The following is a 16,760-nucleotide window of genomic DNA, read 5'->3' as shown; positions in this document are numbered from 1 at the left end:
TCTACGCGGACGGTTGCCGGGCCGGCTCGGCGGTCCGGGCCGGGGCCGGCGCCAGCCTGGGCAGGGCGTACGGCAGGCTGCCGTACCAGAGCCGGGCCGCCGTGAAACCGAAGGCCAGGCAGAGGACGCCGCCCACCGCGTCCAGCCAGAAGTGGTTGGCCGTGGCAACGATCACCAGCAGCGTGGTCGCGGGGTAGAGCAGCCCGAGCACCCGCACCCACGGCACGGAGGCCAGTGCGAAGACGGTCAGCCCGCACCACAGCGACCAGCCGATGTGCATGGACGGCATCGCCGCGTACTGGTTCGACATGTGTTTCAGGTCGCCCGAGGCCATCGAGCCCCAGGTGTGGTGCACCATCACCGTGTCCACGAAGCGGCCGCCGTTCATCAGCCGGGGCGGGGCCAGCGGGAACAGGTAGTACCCGACGAGCGCCACACCCGTGGTCGCGAACAGGGCCAGCCGGGTCGCCGCGTAGCGGCCGGGATGCCAGTGGTACAGCCACACCAGAACACCCAGCGTGACCACGAAGTGCAGGGTGGCGTAGTAGTAGTTCATGCCGATGATCAGCCAATGCACCGCGTTCGCGGCGTGGTTGACCGACTCCTCGACGGCGACGCCCAGCCGCTGCTCCAGACGCCAGACCCAGTCGGCGTTGCGCAGCGCCTGGGCCTTCTGCTCCGGGACCGCGTTGCGGATCAGGGAGTACGTCCAGTAACTCACCGCGATGAGCAGGATCTCGAACCACAGCCGGGGCCTGTGCGGGTGGCGCAGCCGGTGCCTCGGACCCTGTCTGCCCTCGCCCGTGACGGCCTGCGGAACGGCCACCTTCTCGCGACCTTCCGAATCTGTCACGGTCCAGTCACTCATAGGCACAGAGTCTGCCAGAAAAGGCTTCCTCGCCAGATCATCCCAAGGTCGGGTCCATCCCGCACGTTCTACGACATACGGAGGACATTCGGTGCCGATGCGGTCGAACCCCGCACCACCAGCTCCGGCATGAACACGAACTCGCTGTGCGGTGCGGGCGTCCCGCCGATCTCCTCCAGCAGCGTGCGTACCGCGGCCTGACCCATCGCCGGGACCGGCTTGCGGACCGTGGTCAGCGGCGGGTCGGTGAAGGCGATCAGCGGGGAGTCGTCGAAGCCCACCACGGACACGTCCCGCGGCACCTCCCGGCCCAGCTGCCGGGCGGCCCGTATGGCACCGAGCGCCATCATGTCGCTCGCGCACACCACCGCCGTGCAGTCGCGCTGGATCAGCGCGGTCGCGGCCGCCTGGCCGCCCTCCAGCGTGTACAGCGAGTGCTGGATCAGCTCGGTCTCGACCGTCTGGGCGTTCAGCCCCAGCTGCTCCTGCATCGCCCGTACGAAGCCCTCGATCTTACGCTGCACCGGCACGAACCGCTTCGGGCCGAGCGCGAGACCGATCCGGGTGTGGCCCAGCGACGCCAGGTGCGTCACCGCCAGCGTCATCGCGGCCCGGTCGTCGGGGGAGATGAACGGCGCCTGCACCTGCGGCGAGAACCCGTCCACCAGGACGAACGGCACGCCCTGCGCCCGCAGCCGCTCGTAGCGCTGCATGTCGGCGGTGGTGTCGGCGTGCAGACCGGAGACGTAGATGATCCCCGCCACCCCGCGGTCCACCAGCATCTCGGTCAGCTCGTCCTCCGTCGACCCGCCCGGGGTCTGGGTGGCGAGCACCGGGGTGTAGCCCTGCCGGGTCAGTGCCTGGCCGATGACCTGCGCCAGGGCAGGGAATATCGGGTTCTCCAGCTCCGGGGTGATCAGGCCCACCAGGCCCTCGCTGCGCTGCCGCAGGCGTACCGGACGCTCGTAGCCGAGCACGTCCAGCGCGGCGAGCACGGACTGGCGGGTGGTGGCGGCGACGCCCGGCTTCCCGTTGAGGACCCGGCTGACGGTCGCTTCGCTCACCCCCGCCTGCGCAGCGATGTCCGCAAGCCGTGTGGTCACGGCACTGGACTGTACCGGCCGCACCGCGCCTTGCACACCGACGGGACGCCGCGCGCGGGCGGCCGCACGGCCTGCCGTGGATTGCTGCGTCATCGCACTCCCTCGAAATAGTGGCGGCAAGAGCTTGCAGAGTCTTGCACAAGTGTCCCTCTGCCCGCTCAACGGCTTCAATAAGCGGTTACACGGCTGTCGAGGGGAGGTCACGGGCCGGTAACCATCGTGGTGTCTTGCACTTTTTTTCTGCAAGGTCTTTCGCAAGTCTTACATCGCTGTTACGTTCCAGTCGCCCGGCGGCCGCAACGGCGCAGTCGGCAAGACCGCGGGGACGGCGGACGGGCCCTCCCTGCATCACACGGGCTTTAACCCTCAAGGAGAACTCATGCGGCGTGGCATAGCGGCCTCCGCGCTGGTGGCGTCCCTCGCCCTGGCGGCGACGGCGTGCGGCGGGAGCGACAGCGACAGCAAGTCGGACGGCCCGGTCACCATCACCTGGTGGGACACCTCCAACGCCACCAATGAGGCGCCGACGTACAAGGCCGTGATCAAGCAGTTCGAGGCCGCCAACAAGGACATCAAGGTCAAGTACGTCAACGTCCCCTTCGACCAGGCGCAGAACAAGTTCGACACCGCCGCCGGTTCCAAGGGCGCCCCGGACGTGCTGCGCTCCGAGGTCGGCTGGACCCCGGCCTTCGCGAAGAAGGGCTACTTCCTGCCGCTGGACGGCACCGACGCCCTCACCGACCAGGCCAAGTTCCAGCCGAACCTGATCAAGCAGGCCCAGTACGAGGGCAAGACCTACGGCGTGCCGTTCGTCACCGACACCCTCGCCCTGGTCTACAACAAGGCCCTGTTCAAGAAGGCCGGCATCACCGAGGCCCCCAAGACCTGGGACGAGCTGAAGTCCGACGCCGCCAAGGTCAAGGCCAAGACGAAGGTCGACGGCTACTGGGGCTCCACCCAGGCCTACTACGCGCAGTCCTTCCTCTACGGCGAGGGCACCGACACCGTCGACGCCGCCGCCAAGAAGATCACGGTGAACTCGGCCGCCGCGAAGAAGGCCTACGGCACCTGGCTGAGCACCTTCTCCGGCAAGGGCCTGCACAAGGCCGACACCACCGCCGACGCCTACGCCCACATCCAGGACGCGTTCGTCAACGGCAAGGTCGCCGCGATCATCCAGGGCCCCTGGGAGATCACGAACTTCTACAAGGGCTCGGCCTTCTCGGACAAGTCCAACCTGGGCATCGCCACCGTCCCGGCCGGTTCCTCCGGCAAGGCGGGCGCCCCGACCGGCGGCCACAACCTCTCGGTCTACGCCGGCTCCGACAAGGCCCACCAGGCCGCGGCGCTGAAGTTCGTGCAGTTCATGACCTCGGCGAAGTCCCAGGAGACCATCGCCCTGAAGAACTCCACGCTGCCGACCCGCTCGGACGCCTACACCGCCCAGGTCAAGGCCGACCCCGGCATCGCCGGCTACCAGGGTGTCCTCGCCGCCGCCCAGCCCCGCCCGGCGCTGCCCGAGTACAGCTCCCTGTGGGGGCCGCTGGACACCGAGCTGCCCAAGATCGCCGGTGGCAAGGAGTCGCTGGACAAGGGCCTGAGCAACGCCGAGCTGGCCATCGCCAAGCTGGTGCCGGACTTCAGCAAGTAAGCCCTCGTGGCCGCCGGATCCTCCCGAGGGGGGAAGGATCCGGCGGCCATCGGCCTATGCCCCAGCCCAACCCCCTGAACCATCAGAAGGTGTCGAACCATGACAGTCGCCATCGACCGCGCGACCGGCAAGCGCCGCGGTGACCGCGCGCCTCGGCCTGGGCTGGGGCAGCGCATCAAGAACGGCTACCAGAAACACTGGTACGCCTACGCGATGATCGCCCCGGTGATCATCGTGCTCGGTGTCATCGTGGGCTACCCCCTGGTGCGGGGCCTCTACCTGACCCTCACCGACGCCAACAGCCTCAACTCGGCGCGCACGATCGGCGTCAACCACATCGCCGCCACCTACAAGTTCATCGGCCTGGACAACTACAAGGACATCCTGTTCGGCCCGACCTCGTACGACCGCTTCTGGTCGCACTTCCTGTGGACCGTCTTCTGGACGGCGGCCTGTGTGTTCCTGCACTACACGATCGGCCTCGGCCTCGCGCTCATGCTCAACCAGAAGCTGCGCGGCCGCACCTTCTACCGGCTGATGCTGGTCCTGCCCTGGGCCGTGCCGACCTTCGTCACCGTCTTCTCCTGGCGGATCATGCTCGCCGACTCCGGCGTGCTCAACCAGCTCCTCGGCGCCCTCCACCTGCCCCAGCCGCAGTGGCTCGAGGACACCTTCTGGCAGCGGTTCGCCGCGATCATGGTCAACACCTGGTGCGGTGTGCCGTTCATGATGCTCTCGCTGCTCGGCGGCCTGCAGTCCATCGACTCCACGCTCTACGAGGCCGCGGAGATGGACGGCGCCAGCGCCTGGCAGCAGTTCCGGCACGTCACCCTGCCCGGCCTGCGCTCGGTCAGCTCCACAGTGGTGCTGCTCGGCATCATCTGGACCTTCAACCAGTTCGCGATCATCTTCCTGCTGTTCGGCCCCACCGGTGCGCCCGACGCCCAGATCCTCGTGACCTGGGCCTACTTCCTGGGCTTCGGACAGCAGCCGCGCGACTTCGCCCAGTCCGCCGCGTACGGCGTACTGCTGCTGTCGATCCTGACCGTCTTCACCTCCTTCTACTTCCGCTGGCTGAAGCGCAATGACCAGCTCGCCGTCTGACGCCGCAGGAGCCGCCGCCATGAGCACCACGACCCTCGAAAAGACCCGGACGGAGCCGACGCCTGCCCCGCAGCCCCCGCGCCGGACCCGCCGGCGCGGCGAGCGCAGCCCGCTCGGCGCAGCCCTCCTGCACGGCGGCCTCGTGGTCGCGAGCCTCATCGCACTGGCCCCGGTGGCCTGGCTGTTCTTCCTGTCCCTCGGCCCGGACAAGGACGACTACCTGCACCCCGGCAGGATCGCCGGAAAGCTCTCCTTCTCCAACTACAGCTTCGTGCTGGAGCACACCGCCTTCTTCGACTGGTTCAAGTCGACGATGATCGTGGCCTGCGGCACCACCCTGATCGGTGTCTTCGTCGCCGCGACCACCGGCTACGCGGTCTCCCGCATGCGCTTCCCCGGCTACAAGTCGCTGATGTGGGTGCTGCTGCTCACCCAGGCCTTCCCGATCGCCATCCTGATCGTGCCGATGTACGAGATCTTCAGCGAACTCGGGCTCATCGACACCTACTGGTCGCTGATCGTCATCAACTGCACCACCGCCGTGCCCTACAGCGCGTGGCTGCTCAAGGGGTACTTCGACACCATCCCCTTCGAGATCGACGAGGCCGGACGCGTGGACGGGCTCAGCCCCTTCGGCACCTTCTTCCGGCTGATCCTGCCGCTGGCCCGCCCCGGGCTGGCCGTCGCCGCCTTCTACAACTTCATCACCGCCGTCGGCGAGGTGGCCTTCGCGACCACCTTCATGCTCGACGACTCGAAGTACACCTTCGCCGTCGGTCTGCAGACCTTCGTCAGCGAGCACGACGCACAGTGGAACTACATGGCCGCCACCGCGGTGCTGATCGCGATACCCGTGTCCGTGTTCTTCTACCTCGTGCAGAAGAACCTCGTCACCGGTCTCACCGCAGGCGGCACCAAGGGCTGAGGCCCGTTCCGCACCGGACTCCCGCGCGCCTGTCCGCGCGGGTAGGCGGCCGCGGTGTCCATCCGACCCCGCTGACACCGCGGCCGCCTCGCACACCCCCTGGCCCCTGTCGCCGTACCCACGACATGACCCGAACTCTCTTAAGCATCAAGGACGCCATGAGCCAGCAGCACTCCGCAGCCCCGGCCGACGACTCCGCAGTCGCCACCGTCGCCAAGCACCGCGACTGGTGGCGGGACGCGGTGATCTACCAGGTCTATCCGCGCAGCTTCGCCGACAGCAACGGCGACGGCATGGGCGACCTGGAAGGCGTACGCTCCCGACTCCCGTACCTGCGGGACCTCGGCGTCGACGCCGTGTGGCTCAGCCCCTTCTACGCCTCCCCGCAGGCCGACGCCGGCTACGACGTCGCCGACTACCGTGCCGTCGACCCCATGTTCGGCAACCTGCTCGACGCCGACGCGCTGATCCGCGACGCCCACGAGCTGGGTCTGCGGGTGATCGTCGACCTGGTCCCGAACCACTCCTCGGACCAGCACGAGTGGTTCAAGCGCGCCCTCGCGGAGGGCCCCGGCTCGCCCCTGCGCGAGCGCTACCACTTCCGCCCCGGCAAGGGCGAGAACGGCGAACTCCCGCCGAACGACTGGGAGTCGATCTTCGGCGGCCCCGCCTGGACCCGGGTCGAGGACGGCGAGTGGTACCTCCACCTCTTCGCGCCCGAGCAGCCCGACTTCAACTGGGAGCACCCGGCGGTCGGCGACGAGTTCCGCTCCATCCTGCGCTTCTGGCTGGACATGGGCGTGGACGGCTTCCGCATCGACGTCGCCCACGGACTGGTGAAGGCCGACGGCCTCCCGGACCTGGGTTCCCACGACCAGCTCAAGCTGCTGGGCAACGATGTCATGCCGTTCTTCGACCAGGACGGCGTGCACGCCATCTATCGCCAGTGGCGCGTGGTCCTCGACGAGTACGCCGGAAATGAATTGGGGCCCGAAGGGCCTTCCGCAGAAGGGCGGCGGCGGGAGACGGGCGGGCGGATCTTCGTGGCCGAGGCGTGGACCCCGACCGTCGAGCGCACCGCGAACTACGTCCGCCCGGACGAGCTGCACCAGGCCTTCAACTTCCAGTACCTGGGCACGGAGTGGGACGCGAAGGAACTGCGGACGGTCATCGACCGCACCCTGGAGGCGATGCGCCCGGTCGGCGCCCCCGCCACCTGGGTCCTGTCCAACCACGACGTCACCCGCCACGCGACGCGCTTCGCCAACCTCCCGGGTCTCGGCACCCAGATCCGCACGGCGGGCGACCGCGAGCTGGGCCTTCGGCGGGCCCGTGCGGCGACCCTCCTCATGCTGGCCCTGCCCGGCTCGGCGTACGTCTACCAGGGCGAGGAACTGGGCCTCCCGGACGTCGTGGACCTGCCCGACGAGGTGCGCCAGGACCCGGCGTTCTTCCGCGGCGCCGGCCAGGACGGCTTCCGCGACGGCTGCCGGGTGCCGATCCCGTGGACCCGGGAGGGCTCCTCGTACGGCTTCGGCAGCGGCGGCAGCTGGCTGCCCCAGCCGTCGGCCTGGGCCGAGCTGAGTGTCGAGGCGCAGTCGGGCGTCCCCGGTTCGACGCTGGAGCTGTACCGCTCGGCGCTGGGCATCCGCCGGGCGCAGCCCGACCTGGGCGCGGGCGAGGCGGTCGAGTGGCTGCGCGCGCCGGAGGGTGTGCTGGCCTTCCGCCGTGGCGAGTTCGTGTGTGTCGCGAACACCACCGGCGAGTCCGTGACGACCCCGTCCCACGGCCGTGTCCTGCTCGCCAGCGGTGAGGTGACCGAGGCCGACGGCGAGGCGAAGGTGCCTGCCGACACGACCGTGTGGTGGACGACGGCGTGATAACCGCTCGGTAACTTCTTCCGTCAACTTCTTACGGCCCGCTGCCCTTTTGGGTGGCGGGCCTTTAACATCTGGCCACCGCAAGGTTTCTGAAAGATTTCAGCAAGGCCTTCAACGGAGAAGGAACCCCCACATGGCCAGCAGCAGAATCGTTTCGGGTGCCCTCGCCCTCACCGCGGCGGCGGCCGTCCTCGCCCCAGGGACCGCCGCGTACGCCTCCCCGCCCGGCAGCAAGGACGTCACCGCGGTCCTCTTCGAGTGGAAGTACTCCTCGGTCGCCCGCGAGTGCACCAACACCCTCGGCCCCGCCGGCTACGGCTACGTCCAGGTCTCCCCGCCCGCCGAGCACATACAGGGCTCGCAGTGGTGGACGTCGTACCAGCCGGTGTCGTACAAGATCGCGGGCCGCCTCGGCGACCGCACCGCCTTCCAGAGCATGGTGAACACGTGCCACGCGGCCGGTGTGAAGGTCGTCGTCGACACGGTGGTCAACCACATGGCGGCGGGCTCGGGCACCGGCACGGGCGGCTCGTCGTACACGAAGTACAACTACCCCGGTCTGTACTCCTCCTACGACCTCGACGACTGCACCGCCCAGGTCACCAACTACCAGGACCGCTGGAACGTCCAGCACTGCGAACTGGTCGGCCTGGCCGACCTGGACACGGGCGAGGAGTACGTCCGCAAGACGATCGCCGGCTATATGAACGACCTGCTCACGCTGGGGGTCGACGGCTTCCGGATCGACGCCGCCAAGCACATCCCGGCGGACGACCTGGCCAACATCAAGAGCCGTCTGACCAACCCCTCCGTCTACTGGAAGCAGGAGGTCATCTACGGCGCGAACGAGGCCGTCCAGCCCTCCGAGTACACCGGCAACGGCGACGTCCAGGAGTTCCGCTACGCCTACGACCTCAAGCGTGTCTTCAACAACGAGAAGCTCGCCTATCTGACCAACTACGGCGAGGGCTGGGGCTACCTGAGCAGCTCGGTGGCCGGCGTCTTCGTCGACAACCACGACACGGAGCGCAACGGCTCCACGCTCAACTACAAGGACGGCGCCAACTACACCCTGGCCAACGTCTTCATGCTGGCCTACCCCTACGGTGCCCCGGACATCAACTCCGGCTACGAGTGGTCCGACGTGGACGCGGGTCCGCCCAACGGCGGTACGGTCAACGCCTGCTGGCAGGACGGCTGGAAGTGCCAGCACGCCTGGCCGGAGATCATCCGCATGGTCGCCTTCCGCAACGCGACCCGCGGCCAGGCCGTCTCCGACTGGTGGGACAACGGCAACAACGCGATCGCCTTCGGCCGGGGCAGCAAGGGCTATGTGGCGATCAACCACGAGTCCGCGCCCCTGACCCGCACGTACCAGACCTCGCTGCCCGCGGGCACCTACTGCAACGTCCAGAACAACACGACGGTGGCGGTGAACTCCGCGGGGCAGTTCACCGCCACCTTGGGCTCGAACACGGCGCTCGCGATCTACGCCGGCAAGTCGAGCTGCTGAGCCCGGGGCACTACTTCCAGGTGTCGCCGGTGGTGTAGCCGGACGAACTGCCCGTCGTGTACGAGCGGTTCGTCCCGGACTCCCAGGTCACGTTCCCGGAGCCGTCTTTCTTGAGGAATTTGTACTCGAATGTCGTGCTCTTCGGGACGATCGCCAGCTTGCTCCACGTCGGATACGAAGCCGACGACAGCGGAATGGCGTCGCTCGTGTTCCAGGAGCCGAGGGAGGGGAGGGAGCCGACGACGTAGACGTCGGTGCCCCAGTCGGTCGTCGCAGTCTCGTTGAAGGTGACGTCGGTGGCGTTCGCGTTGGCCACGTTCCAGGAGTTGTTCAGCGAGAGGGCCGAAGTGGTCGTGACAGCGGACCTGTTGGCGTTGGACTCCCAGGTCACATTGCCGGAACTATCCTTTTTGATGTACTTGTACTCGAACGAGGTGTTCATCGGCACGCCGACCTCGCCCGACCAGACCGGGTAGCCGGAGGAGGACAGCCGGACCGCCTTCGAGGTGTCCCAGCCGCCCAGCGCCGGGATCGAGCCGACGACGTAGACGCCGGTGCCGGACGTGGTCGAGGCGTACTCGTCGAAGGTCGCGCTCACCGTCGACACCGAACCGCCGCCGCCCGTGTCGTCGCAGCCCACCGTGCAGGTGTAGGACGCGTTGTAGAAGGCGACCGCGCCCTTCGCCGGGACGGTGAGCGACGCGCTGCCGCCGGAGACGGTGACCTTCGTCGCGCCGCCGTCGACGACGTTGCTGTACGTGCCGTCCGCCATGCCCGTCGCGAAGGTGTACGTCGCCGGCGCCGAGCCGTTGTTCAGCGCGAAGAAGCCGGCGCCGCTGCGGCCGAAGCCGATCACGGACGACGACTTGGTCTGCCAGCCGGAGACGGCCGCCGTGTCGACGGCGTTGTGCCAGGCCACCATGCCGACGACCGCCGTGTCGCGGTCCAGGCAGTACCAGGAGCCGCTGGAGCAGTCCGTGTTCGTCACGAAGCCCGACGAGTTCGGTGGCGCCTGGTCGCTCCGGGTCCACTCCCAGCTGGCGTACACGGTCGGCGTCGACCACTTGTAGGCGAGCTGGAAGAGGTTGGCGAGCTTGTAGGTGTCGCCGTCCTTGTAGGACATGTGCAGGCCGTTGCGTTCGGTGTCGTGGTTCGTCACGAAGGACACCGAATCGGCGGCGGGCAGGATCCCGGAGGACGACAGCGACTCCAGGTCGCTCACATTGCCCTGGAACGCGGACTTCAGCCTGCTCGCGTAGGTGAAGTCCAGGACGTCGCCGGAGGCGTAGTAGTCCGCGGGCCGGGGGGTCGAGCCCGGGTAGATCTCCTGGAAGACGTACGGCGCCGAGCCCGCCGTGGTGTTCGTCAGCTTGGACTCGATCGCCGCCAGGTCGGCCTCGGGGATGTGCTTGGCCGCGTCCACCCGGAAGCCGTCGACGCCGAGGGCGAGCTGGCTGTTGAGGAAGTTCGCGATGCCCGCGCGGACCGTGTCCGAGCCGGTCCTCAGGTCGGGCAGGCCGAGGAGTTCGCAGTTCTGGACCTGGGTGAGATTCGAGTAGTCCTGGATCGTCAGGTCAGAGGTGGGGCACGACGTCGAGTCGTGGTAGTCGGCGCGGTCCCACTCGGGGGTGTCGTACTTGCTGGTGACCGTCGTGCCGTTGTAGCCGGTGCCGGTCTGCGCGGCGGTGTGGTTGATCACCGCGTCCGTGTAGACCTTGACGCCGGCCCGGTGGCAGGCGGTCACCATCGACGCGAACTTCGCCGCCGAACCGAAGCGGCTGTTCAGGTTGTAGGAGTAGGGCTGGTAGACGTCCCACCAGTAGTAGTCGGTCTGCTTCAGGGACTCGGCGGGCGGGGCGACCTGCACCGCGCCGTACCCGGCGGGGCCCAGGACGTTCGTGCACTCCGAGGCGACGGAGTCCCAGTTCCACTCCCACAGGTTGGCGATGACGTCGGCCTTGGCGGTGGTGTCCGCCTGTGCGGGTGTCGCGGGCAGGGCTATGGCTCCCGCCAGTGCCAGGGTGCCTGCCGCCGCGGCGGTCGCGGTGCGGCGGAGGACACCCGGGGGACGGTGTCTGCTCATGTGCGGCTCCGGAACGAACTTCGAGGGAAGAGGACAGGGTTCAACAACCCGTGAGAGTGCGGCAGTTGGGAAGGAGGCGTCAAGGTTGAGGCTGAAACTTCTTGCTATGAATTTCAAGGGTCTTGCTGTAAACCTTTCGACGGCGGTACGGTCGCGCGGGGTCGGACCCAAGAGAGCCGCAATCGCAAGGAGTTCCCGCCTGTGATACCGAGATGGCCGGCGCCCCCGACGCGCCGAACCGCCCACGTCAGACGGGTCGCGGCCGTCGCTGTCGCCGCGCTCGCCGCCGCCCTCGTGACGCCGCTCGCGGCCCACGCGGACACCCCGCCCCCGCCCCCTTCGGACGCCAGGCTCGCGGCCCAGCCCGCGCGGCACGACGACACCCGCGAGCAGTTCTACTTCGTCATGCCGGACCGTTTCGCCAACGGTGACAGGTCCAACGACCGGGGCGGGCTGACCGGTTCACGCCTCAGCACCGGCTACGACCCCACCGACAAGGGCTTCTACCAGGGCGGCGACCTCAAGGGCCTGACCAAGCGGCTCGACTACATCAAGAACCTCGGCACCACGGCCATCTGGATGGCGCCGATCTTCAAGAACCGCCCGGTGCAGGGCACGGGCAGCAACGCCTCCGCCGGCTACCACGGCTACTGGATCACCGACTTCACCCGGGTCGACCCGCACTTCGGGACGAACAAGGACCTCCAGACCCTCATCTCCAAGGCGCACGCCAAGGGCATGAAGGTCTTCTTCGACGTCATCACCAACCACACCGCCGACGTCGTGGACTACAAGGAGAAGTCGTACGACTACCTCTCCAAGGGCGCCTTCCCGTACCTGACCGAGGACGGCCGGCCCTTCGACGACGCCGACTACGCCGACGGCAGCAGGAGGTTCCCGGCCGTCGACGCGGACTCCTTCCCGCGCACGCCGAGGGTGACCAGCAGGAGCAAGGTCCCGGCCTGGCTCAACGACCCGACGATGTACCACAACCGGGGCGACTCGACGTACGCCGGCGAGTCCACCACCTACGGCGACTTCTCCGGCCTGGACGACCTGTGGACCGAGCGTCCCGAGGTCGTCCACGGCATGGAGAAGATCTACGAGCGCTGGGTGAAGGACTTCGGCGTCGACGGCTTCCGGATCGACACCGTCAAGCACGTGGACATGGACTTCTGGACCCAGTGGGCCACCGCGCTCGACAAGTACGCGGCCGCGCGCGGGCGCAAGAACTTCTTCATGTTCGGCGAGGTGTACTCGGCGGACACGTCCATCACCTCCCCGTACGTCACCCAGGGCCGCCTGGACGCCACCCTGGACTTCCCCTTCCAGGACGCGGCCCGCTCCTACGCCTCCCAGGGCGGCAGCGCCCAGCGGCTGGCGAGCGTCTTCGGTGACGACTACAAGTACACGACCGACAAGGCCAACGCGTACGAGCAGGTCACGTTCCTCGGCAACCACGACATGGGCCGCATCGGGTACTTCCTGAAGCAGGACAACCCGAAGGCCGGTGACGCCGAGATCCTGCGCAAGGACAGGCTCGCCAACGAGCTGATGTTCCTCAGCCGCGGCAACCCGGTCGTCTACTACGGCGACGAACAGGGCTTCACCGGCTCCGGCGGTGACAAGGACGCCCGCCAGACGATGTTCGCCTCCAAGGTCGCCGACTACCTGGACGACGACGAGATCGGCACCGACCGCACCCACGCGAGCGACGCGTACGACACCAAGGCGCCGCTCTACAAGGAGATCACCGCCCTCTCGAAGCTCCGGAAGAACAACCCGGCACTCACGGACGGTGTCCAGACGGAGCGGTACGCGGCCGACGGGGCCGGCGTCTACGCCTTCACCCGTACGGACGCGAAGACCGGCGCCGAGTACGTCGTCGCCTTCAACAACGCCGACAGCGAGAAGTCCGCGACCTTCTCCACCGGCTCGGCGGACATGACGTACCAGGGTGTCTACGGCACCTCCGACACGGTGAAGTCCGACGCCGACCGCAAGCTCGCGGTCACCGTCCCGGCCGGTTCCGCCGTGGTCCTCAAGGCCACCGGCAGCCTCGCCGCGCCCGCCGCCAAGCCGACCGTCACGCTGAAGGCCCCGGCCACCGGAGCCACCGGCACGGTCGACGTCACCGCGGACGTCGACGGCGGTCAGCTCAACCGCGTGGTCTTCGCCGCCCAGGTCGGCAACGGCGCGTGGAAGACGCTCGGCTCCGCCGACCACGCCCCCTACAAGGTCACCCAGGCCATCGGCAAGGACGTCCCCACCGGGACCGCCCTGCGCTACAAGGCGGTCGTGATCGACTCGGCCGGGCGCACCGCGAGCACCCTGGCGAGCAGCACCACCGGCACCCCGGCGGCGCCCGAGGTCCCCACGGCCTCCTCCCGGGACTACGCGATCGTCCACTACAAGCGCACCGACGGCGACTACGACAACTGGGGCCTGTACGCCTGGGGCGACCTCGCCGACGGCGAGTCGACCAGCTGGCCGAACAGCCACCCCTTCGTCGGCCGCGACGCCTACGGAGCCTTCGCCTACGTCAAGCTGAAGCCGGGCGCCTCGAACGTCGGCTTCCTGGTCATCGACAAGGACGGCAACAAGGACGTCTCCGCCGACCGGACCATCGATGTCACCAAGACGGGTGAGGTCTGGGTCGAGCAGGGCAAGACGGACGTACTGACGCAGCGGCCCGACTACCCCGCGCAGGACAAGACCAAGGCGGTCATCCACTACCACCGCGCCGACGGGAACTACGACGGCTGGGGCCTGCACGACTGGACGGGTGCCGCGAACCCCACCGACTGGTCGAACCCGCTCAAGCCGGTGAAGACTGATGCCTATGGCGCGGTCTTCGAGGTGCCGCTCACCGAGGGTGCCACCAGCCTCAGCTACATCATCCACAAGGGCGACGACAAGGATCTCCCCGCCGACCAGTCGCTGGACCTCAAGTCCAACGGCTACGAGGTGTGGCTGTTGAACGGCCAGGAGAAGTACCTGCTGCCGCAGCCCGCGGGCAGCGCGGCCGCCCTCGACCTGACCACGTCCAAGGCGGTCTGGATCGACCGGAACACGGTCGCCTGGACCGGCGTCGACGGCGCCGTCTCCACCCAGCTGCTCTACTCCCACGACGGTTCCATCGCCGTCAAGGACGGGGCGCTGACCAGCGACGACGAGCGGTGGCTGCGGCTGACGAAGACCACCCTCACCGACGCCCAGAAGGCGAAGTTCCCGCACCTGAAGGACTCCACCGCCTGGTCCGTCGACCCGCGTGACCGCGACCGGGTCCGCTCGGCGCTCGGCGGACAGCTCGTGGCCTCGCAGCGCGCGGCGAACGGTGCCGTGCTGGCCGCGACCGGGGTGCAGATCGCCGGCGTGCTGGACGACCTGTACTCCGGCGCGACGAAGAGCAGCCTCGGCCCGGTCTTCCACGACGGGCGGCCGACCCTGTCCGTGTGGGCGCCGACGGCACAGTCGGTCCACCTGGACCTGGCCGGCACGGCCGTGAAGATGCACCGCAACGCCACCACCGGCGTCTGGTCCGTCACCGGCCCCGCGTCCTGGAAGGGCAAGCCCTACCGGTACGTCGTGAAGGTCTGGGCGCCCAGCGTCCGCAAGGTGGTCACCAACAAGGTCACCGACCCGTACTCGGTCGCGCTCACCGCGAACTCCGGGCGCAGCCTGGTCGTCGACCTGAACGACAGGTCCCTCGCCCCGAGCGGCTGGACGGGTCTGCACAAGCCCAGGGCCGTACCGCTGAAGGACGCGCAGATCCAGGAGCTGCACATCCGGGACTTCTCGGTCGCCGACAAGACCGTCCCGGCGAAGGACCAGGGCACCTACCTGGCCTTCACCGACAAGAACAGCGACGGCTCCAGGCACCTGCGGCAGCTGGCGAAGTCGGGCACCTCGTACGTGCACCTGCTGCCCGCCTTCGACATCGCCACCATCCCCGAGAAGAAGGCCGACCAGGCGACCACCGACTGCGACCTGGCCTCCTACCCGGCCGACTCCGACAAGCAGCAGGAGTGCGTGGCGAAGATCGCCGCGAAGGACGCCTTCAACTGGGGCTACGACCCGTACCACTACACGGTCCCCGAGGGCTCGTACGCCACGGACCCGGACGGCACCGCCCGCACGGTCCAGTTCCGCAGGATGGTGAAGTCGCTCAACGACGACGGCCTGCGGGTCGTGATGGACGTCGTCTACAACCACACGGCGGCCAGCGGCCAGGCGGACACCTCCGTCCTGGACAAGGTCGTGCCCGGCTACTACCAGCGGCTCCTCGCCGACGGCAGCGTGGCCGACAGCACCTGCTGCGCCAACACCGCGCCCGAGAACGCGATGATGGGCAAGCTGGTCGTGGACTCGATCGTCACCTGGGCCAAGGAGTACAAGGTCGACGGGTTCCGCTTCGACCTCATGGGCCACCACCCGAAGGCCAACATCCTGGCGGTGCGCAAGGCCCTCGACGCGCTGACCCTCGACAAGGACGGCGTCGACGGCAAGAAGATCATCCTGTACGGCGAGGGCTGGAACTTCGGAGAGGTCGCGAACGACGCCCGGTTCGTGCAGGCCACGCAGCAGAACATGGCCGGCACCGGGATCGCCACCTTCTCCGACCGCGCCCGTGACGCCGTGCGCGGCGGCGGCCCCTTCGACTCGGACCCCGGCATCCAGGGCTTCGCGTCCGGGCTCTACACCGACCCCAACGGATCCACGGCGAACGGCACCTCGGCCGAGCAGAAGGCCCGGCTGCTGCACTACCAGGACCTGATCAAGGTCGGTCTGACCGGCAACCTGAAGTCCTTCGCCTTCACCGACACCGACGGCAAGCAGGTCAAGGGCTCCGAGGTCGACTACAACGGCTCGCCCGCCGGATACGCGGACGCACCCGGCGACGCCCTCGCCTACGTGGACGCGCACGACAACGAGTCGCTGTTCGACGCCCTCACCTACAAGCTGCCCAAGGACACCCCGGCGTCCGACCGGGCCCGGATGCAGGTGCTGGCGATGGCCACGGCCGCCCTCTCGCAGGGGCCGTCCCTCTCCCAGGCGGGCACCGACCTGCTGCGCTCGAAGTCGCTGGACCGCAACTCCTTCGACAGCGGTGACTGGTTCAACGCCATCCACTGGAACTGCGCCGACGGCAACGGCTTCGGACGAGGGCTGCCGATGGCGGCCGACAACCAGTCCAAGTGGGCCTACGCCAAGCCGCTGCTCGGCGCGGTGAAGGTGGGCTGCCCGCAGATCACCGGCTCCTCGGCCGCCTACCAGGACCTGCTGAGGATCCGTACGACGGAGAAGGCGTTCTCCCTCGGCACGGCCGCGCAGGTGCAGGACCGGCTGTCCTTCCCGCTGTCCGGCAAGGACGAGACGCCGGGCGTGATCACCATGCGGCTCGGTGACCTGGTCGTGGTCTTCAACGCCACCCCGCAGCAGCAGGAACAGCGGATCGGCACCCTCGCCGGGACGGCCTACCGGCTGCACCCGGTGCAGGCGGCCGGCACGGACGCGGTGGTGAAGACGTCCTCCTACGCAGCCGACTCGGGCACGTTCACCGTTCCCGCGCGGACGGTGGCGGTCTTCACCCGGGCGGCGAAGTAGGGTCGGCCCCGTCGCCCCAGAACAGG

At 68.4% G+C, this 16,760-nt stretch carries 9 protein-coding genes; 6 read left to right on the top strand and 3 right to left on the bottom strand.

Going from position 1 to position 16,760, the window contains the following annotated elements:
- Position 1: 1 nt before the first annotated feature.
- Both AC07DS_RS22860 and AC07DS_RS22855 read right to left on the bottom strand, forming a co-directional pair.
- Complete coding sequence (locus AC07DS_RS22860; protein ID WP_479147953.1) at positions 2–868, bottom strand: phosphatase PAP2 family protein; 867 nt, start codon at positions 866–868, stop codon at positions 2–4.
- A 68-nt stretch (positions 869–936) separates the two neighbouring features.
- The gene (locus tag AC07DS_RS22855) at positions 937–1,971 is read right to left on the bottom strand and encodes a LacI family DNA-binding transcriptional regulator (RefSeq protein WP_479147951.1); all 1,035 of its coding nucleotides are present in this window, start codon (positions 1,969–1,971) and stop codon (positions 937–939) included.
- A gap of 379 nt (positions 1,972–2,350) precedes the next feature.
- Here AC07DS_RS22855 and AC07DS_RS22850 point away from each other — a divergent pair, with 379 nt between their 5' ends.
- The 5 genes from AC07DS_RS22850 (at position 2,351) to AC07DS_RS22830 (ending at position 9,044) form a co-directional block, all read left to right on the top strand.
- Positions 2,351–3,622 carry an extracellular solute-binding protein gene (locus AC07DS_RS22850; protein WP_479147949.1) on the top strand — a complete coding sequence of 424 codons (1,272 nt, stop codon included), beginning with the start codon at positions 2,351–2,353 and terminating at the stop codon, positions 3,620–3,622.
- 99 nt (positions 3,623–3,721) lie between these two features.
- Positions 3,722–4,726, top strand: a complete 1,005-nt coding sequence (locus AC07DS_RS22845) for a carbohydrate ABC transporter permease (protein WP_479147947.1) — start codon at positions 3,722–3,724, stop codon at positions 4,724–4,726.
- A gap of 19 nt (positions 4,727–4,745) precedes the next feature.
- On the top strand, positions 4,746–5,651 hold the full coding sequence (locus AC07DS_RS22840) for a sugar ABC transporter permease (RefSeq protein WP_479147945.1): 906 nt from the start codon (positions 4,746–4,748) through the stop codon (positions 5,649–5,651).
- 158 nt (positions 5,652–5,809) lie between these two features.
- Positions 5,810–7,531 (top strand): glycoside hydrolase family 13 protein, encoded by a 1,722-nt coding sequence (locus tag AC07DS_RS22835; RefSeq protein WP_479147943.1) that lies wholly within the window; start codon positions 5,810–5,812, stop codon positions 7,529–7,531.
- A 133-nt stretch (positions 7,532–7,664) separates the two neighbouring features.
- On the top strand, positions 7,665–9,044 hold the full coding sequence (locus tag AC07DS_RS22830) for an alpha-amylase (protein ID WP_479147941.1): 1,380 nt from the start codon (positions 7,665–7,667) through the stop codon (positions 9,042–9,044).
- Positions 9,045–9,054: 10 nt separating this feature from the next.
- On the opposite strand, the gene AC07DS_RS22825 is transcribed toward AC07DS_RS22830, so the two are convergent.
- Positions 9,055–11,127 carry a carbohydrate-binding module family 20 domain-containing protein gene (locus AC07DS_RS22825; RefSeq protein ID WP_479147939.1) on the bottom strand — a complete coding sequence of 691 codons (2,073 nt, stop codon included), beginning with the start codon at positions 11,125–11,127 and terminating at the stop codon, positions 9,055–9,057.
- Positions 11,128–11,328: 201 nt separating this feature from the next.
- Between AC07DS_RS22825 and pulA the strand changes: the two genes are divergently transcribed.
- A complete protein-coding gene (gene pulA / locus AC07DS_RS22820) occupies positions 11,329–16,734 on the top strand; it encodes a pullulanase-type alpha-1,6-glucosidase (RefSeq protein ID WP_479147937.1) in 5,406 nt (1,801 codons plus the stop codon).
- Positions 16,735–16,760 lie beyond the last annotated feature (26 nt).

Source organism: Streptomyces sp. NPDC044064, from assembly GCF_056434245.1.
This window is presented reverse-complemented; position numbering and strand designations above follow the sequence as displayed.

Bases quoted from the DNA above. Each gene is read 5' to 3' on its own strand.
- AC07DS_RS22860 (WP_479147953.1), bottom strand. From the start codon at position 868: ATGAGTGACTGGACCGTGACAGATTCGGAAGGTCGCGAGAAGGTGGCC.
- AC07DS_RS22850 (WP_479147949.1), top strand. From the start codon at position 2,351: ATGCGGCGTGGCATAGCGGCCTCCGCGCTGGTGGCGTCCCTCGCCCTG.
- AC07DS_RS22845 (WP_479147947.1), top strand. From the start codon at position 3,722: ATGACAGTCGCCATCGACCGCGCGACCGGCAAGCGCCGCGGTGACCGC.
- AC07DS_RS22840 (WP_479147945.1), top strand. From the start codon at position 4,746: ATGAGCACCACGACCCTCGAAAAGACCCGGACGGAGCCGACGCCTGCC.
- AC07DS_RS22835 (WP_479147943.1), top strand. From the start codon at position 5,810: ATGAGCCAGCAGCACTCCGCAGCCCCGGCCGACGACTCCGCAGTCGCC.
- AC07DS_RS22830 (WP_479147941.1), top strand. From the start codon at position 7,665: ATGGCCAGCAGCAGAATCGTTTCGGGTGCCCTCGCCCTCACCGCGGCG.
- AC07DS_RS22825 (WP_479147939.1), bottom strand. From the start codon at position 11,127: ATGAGCAGACACCGTCCCCCGGGTGTCCTCCGCCGCACCGCGACCGCC.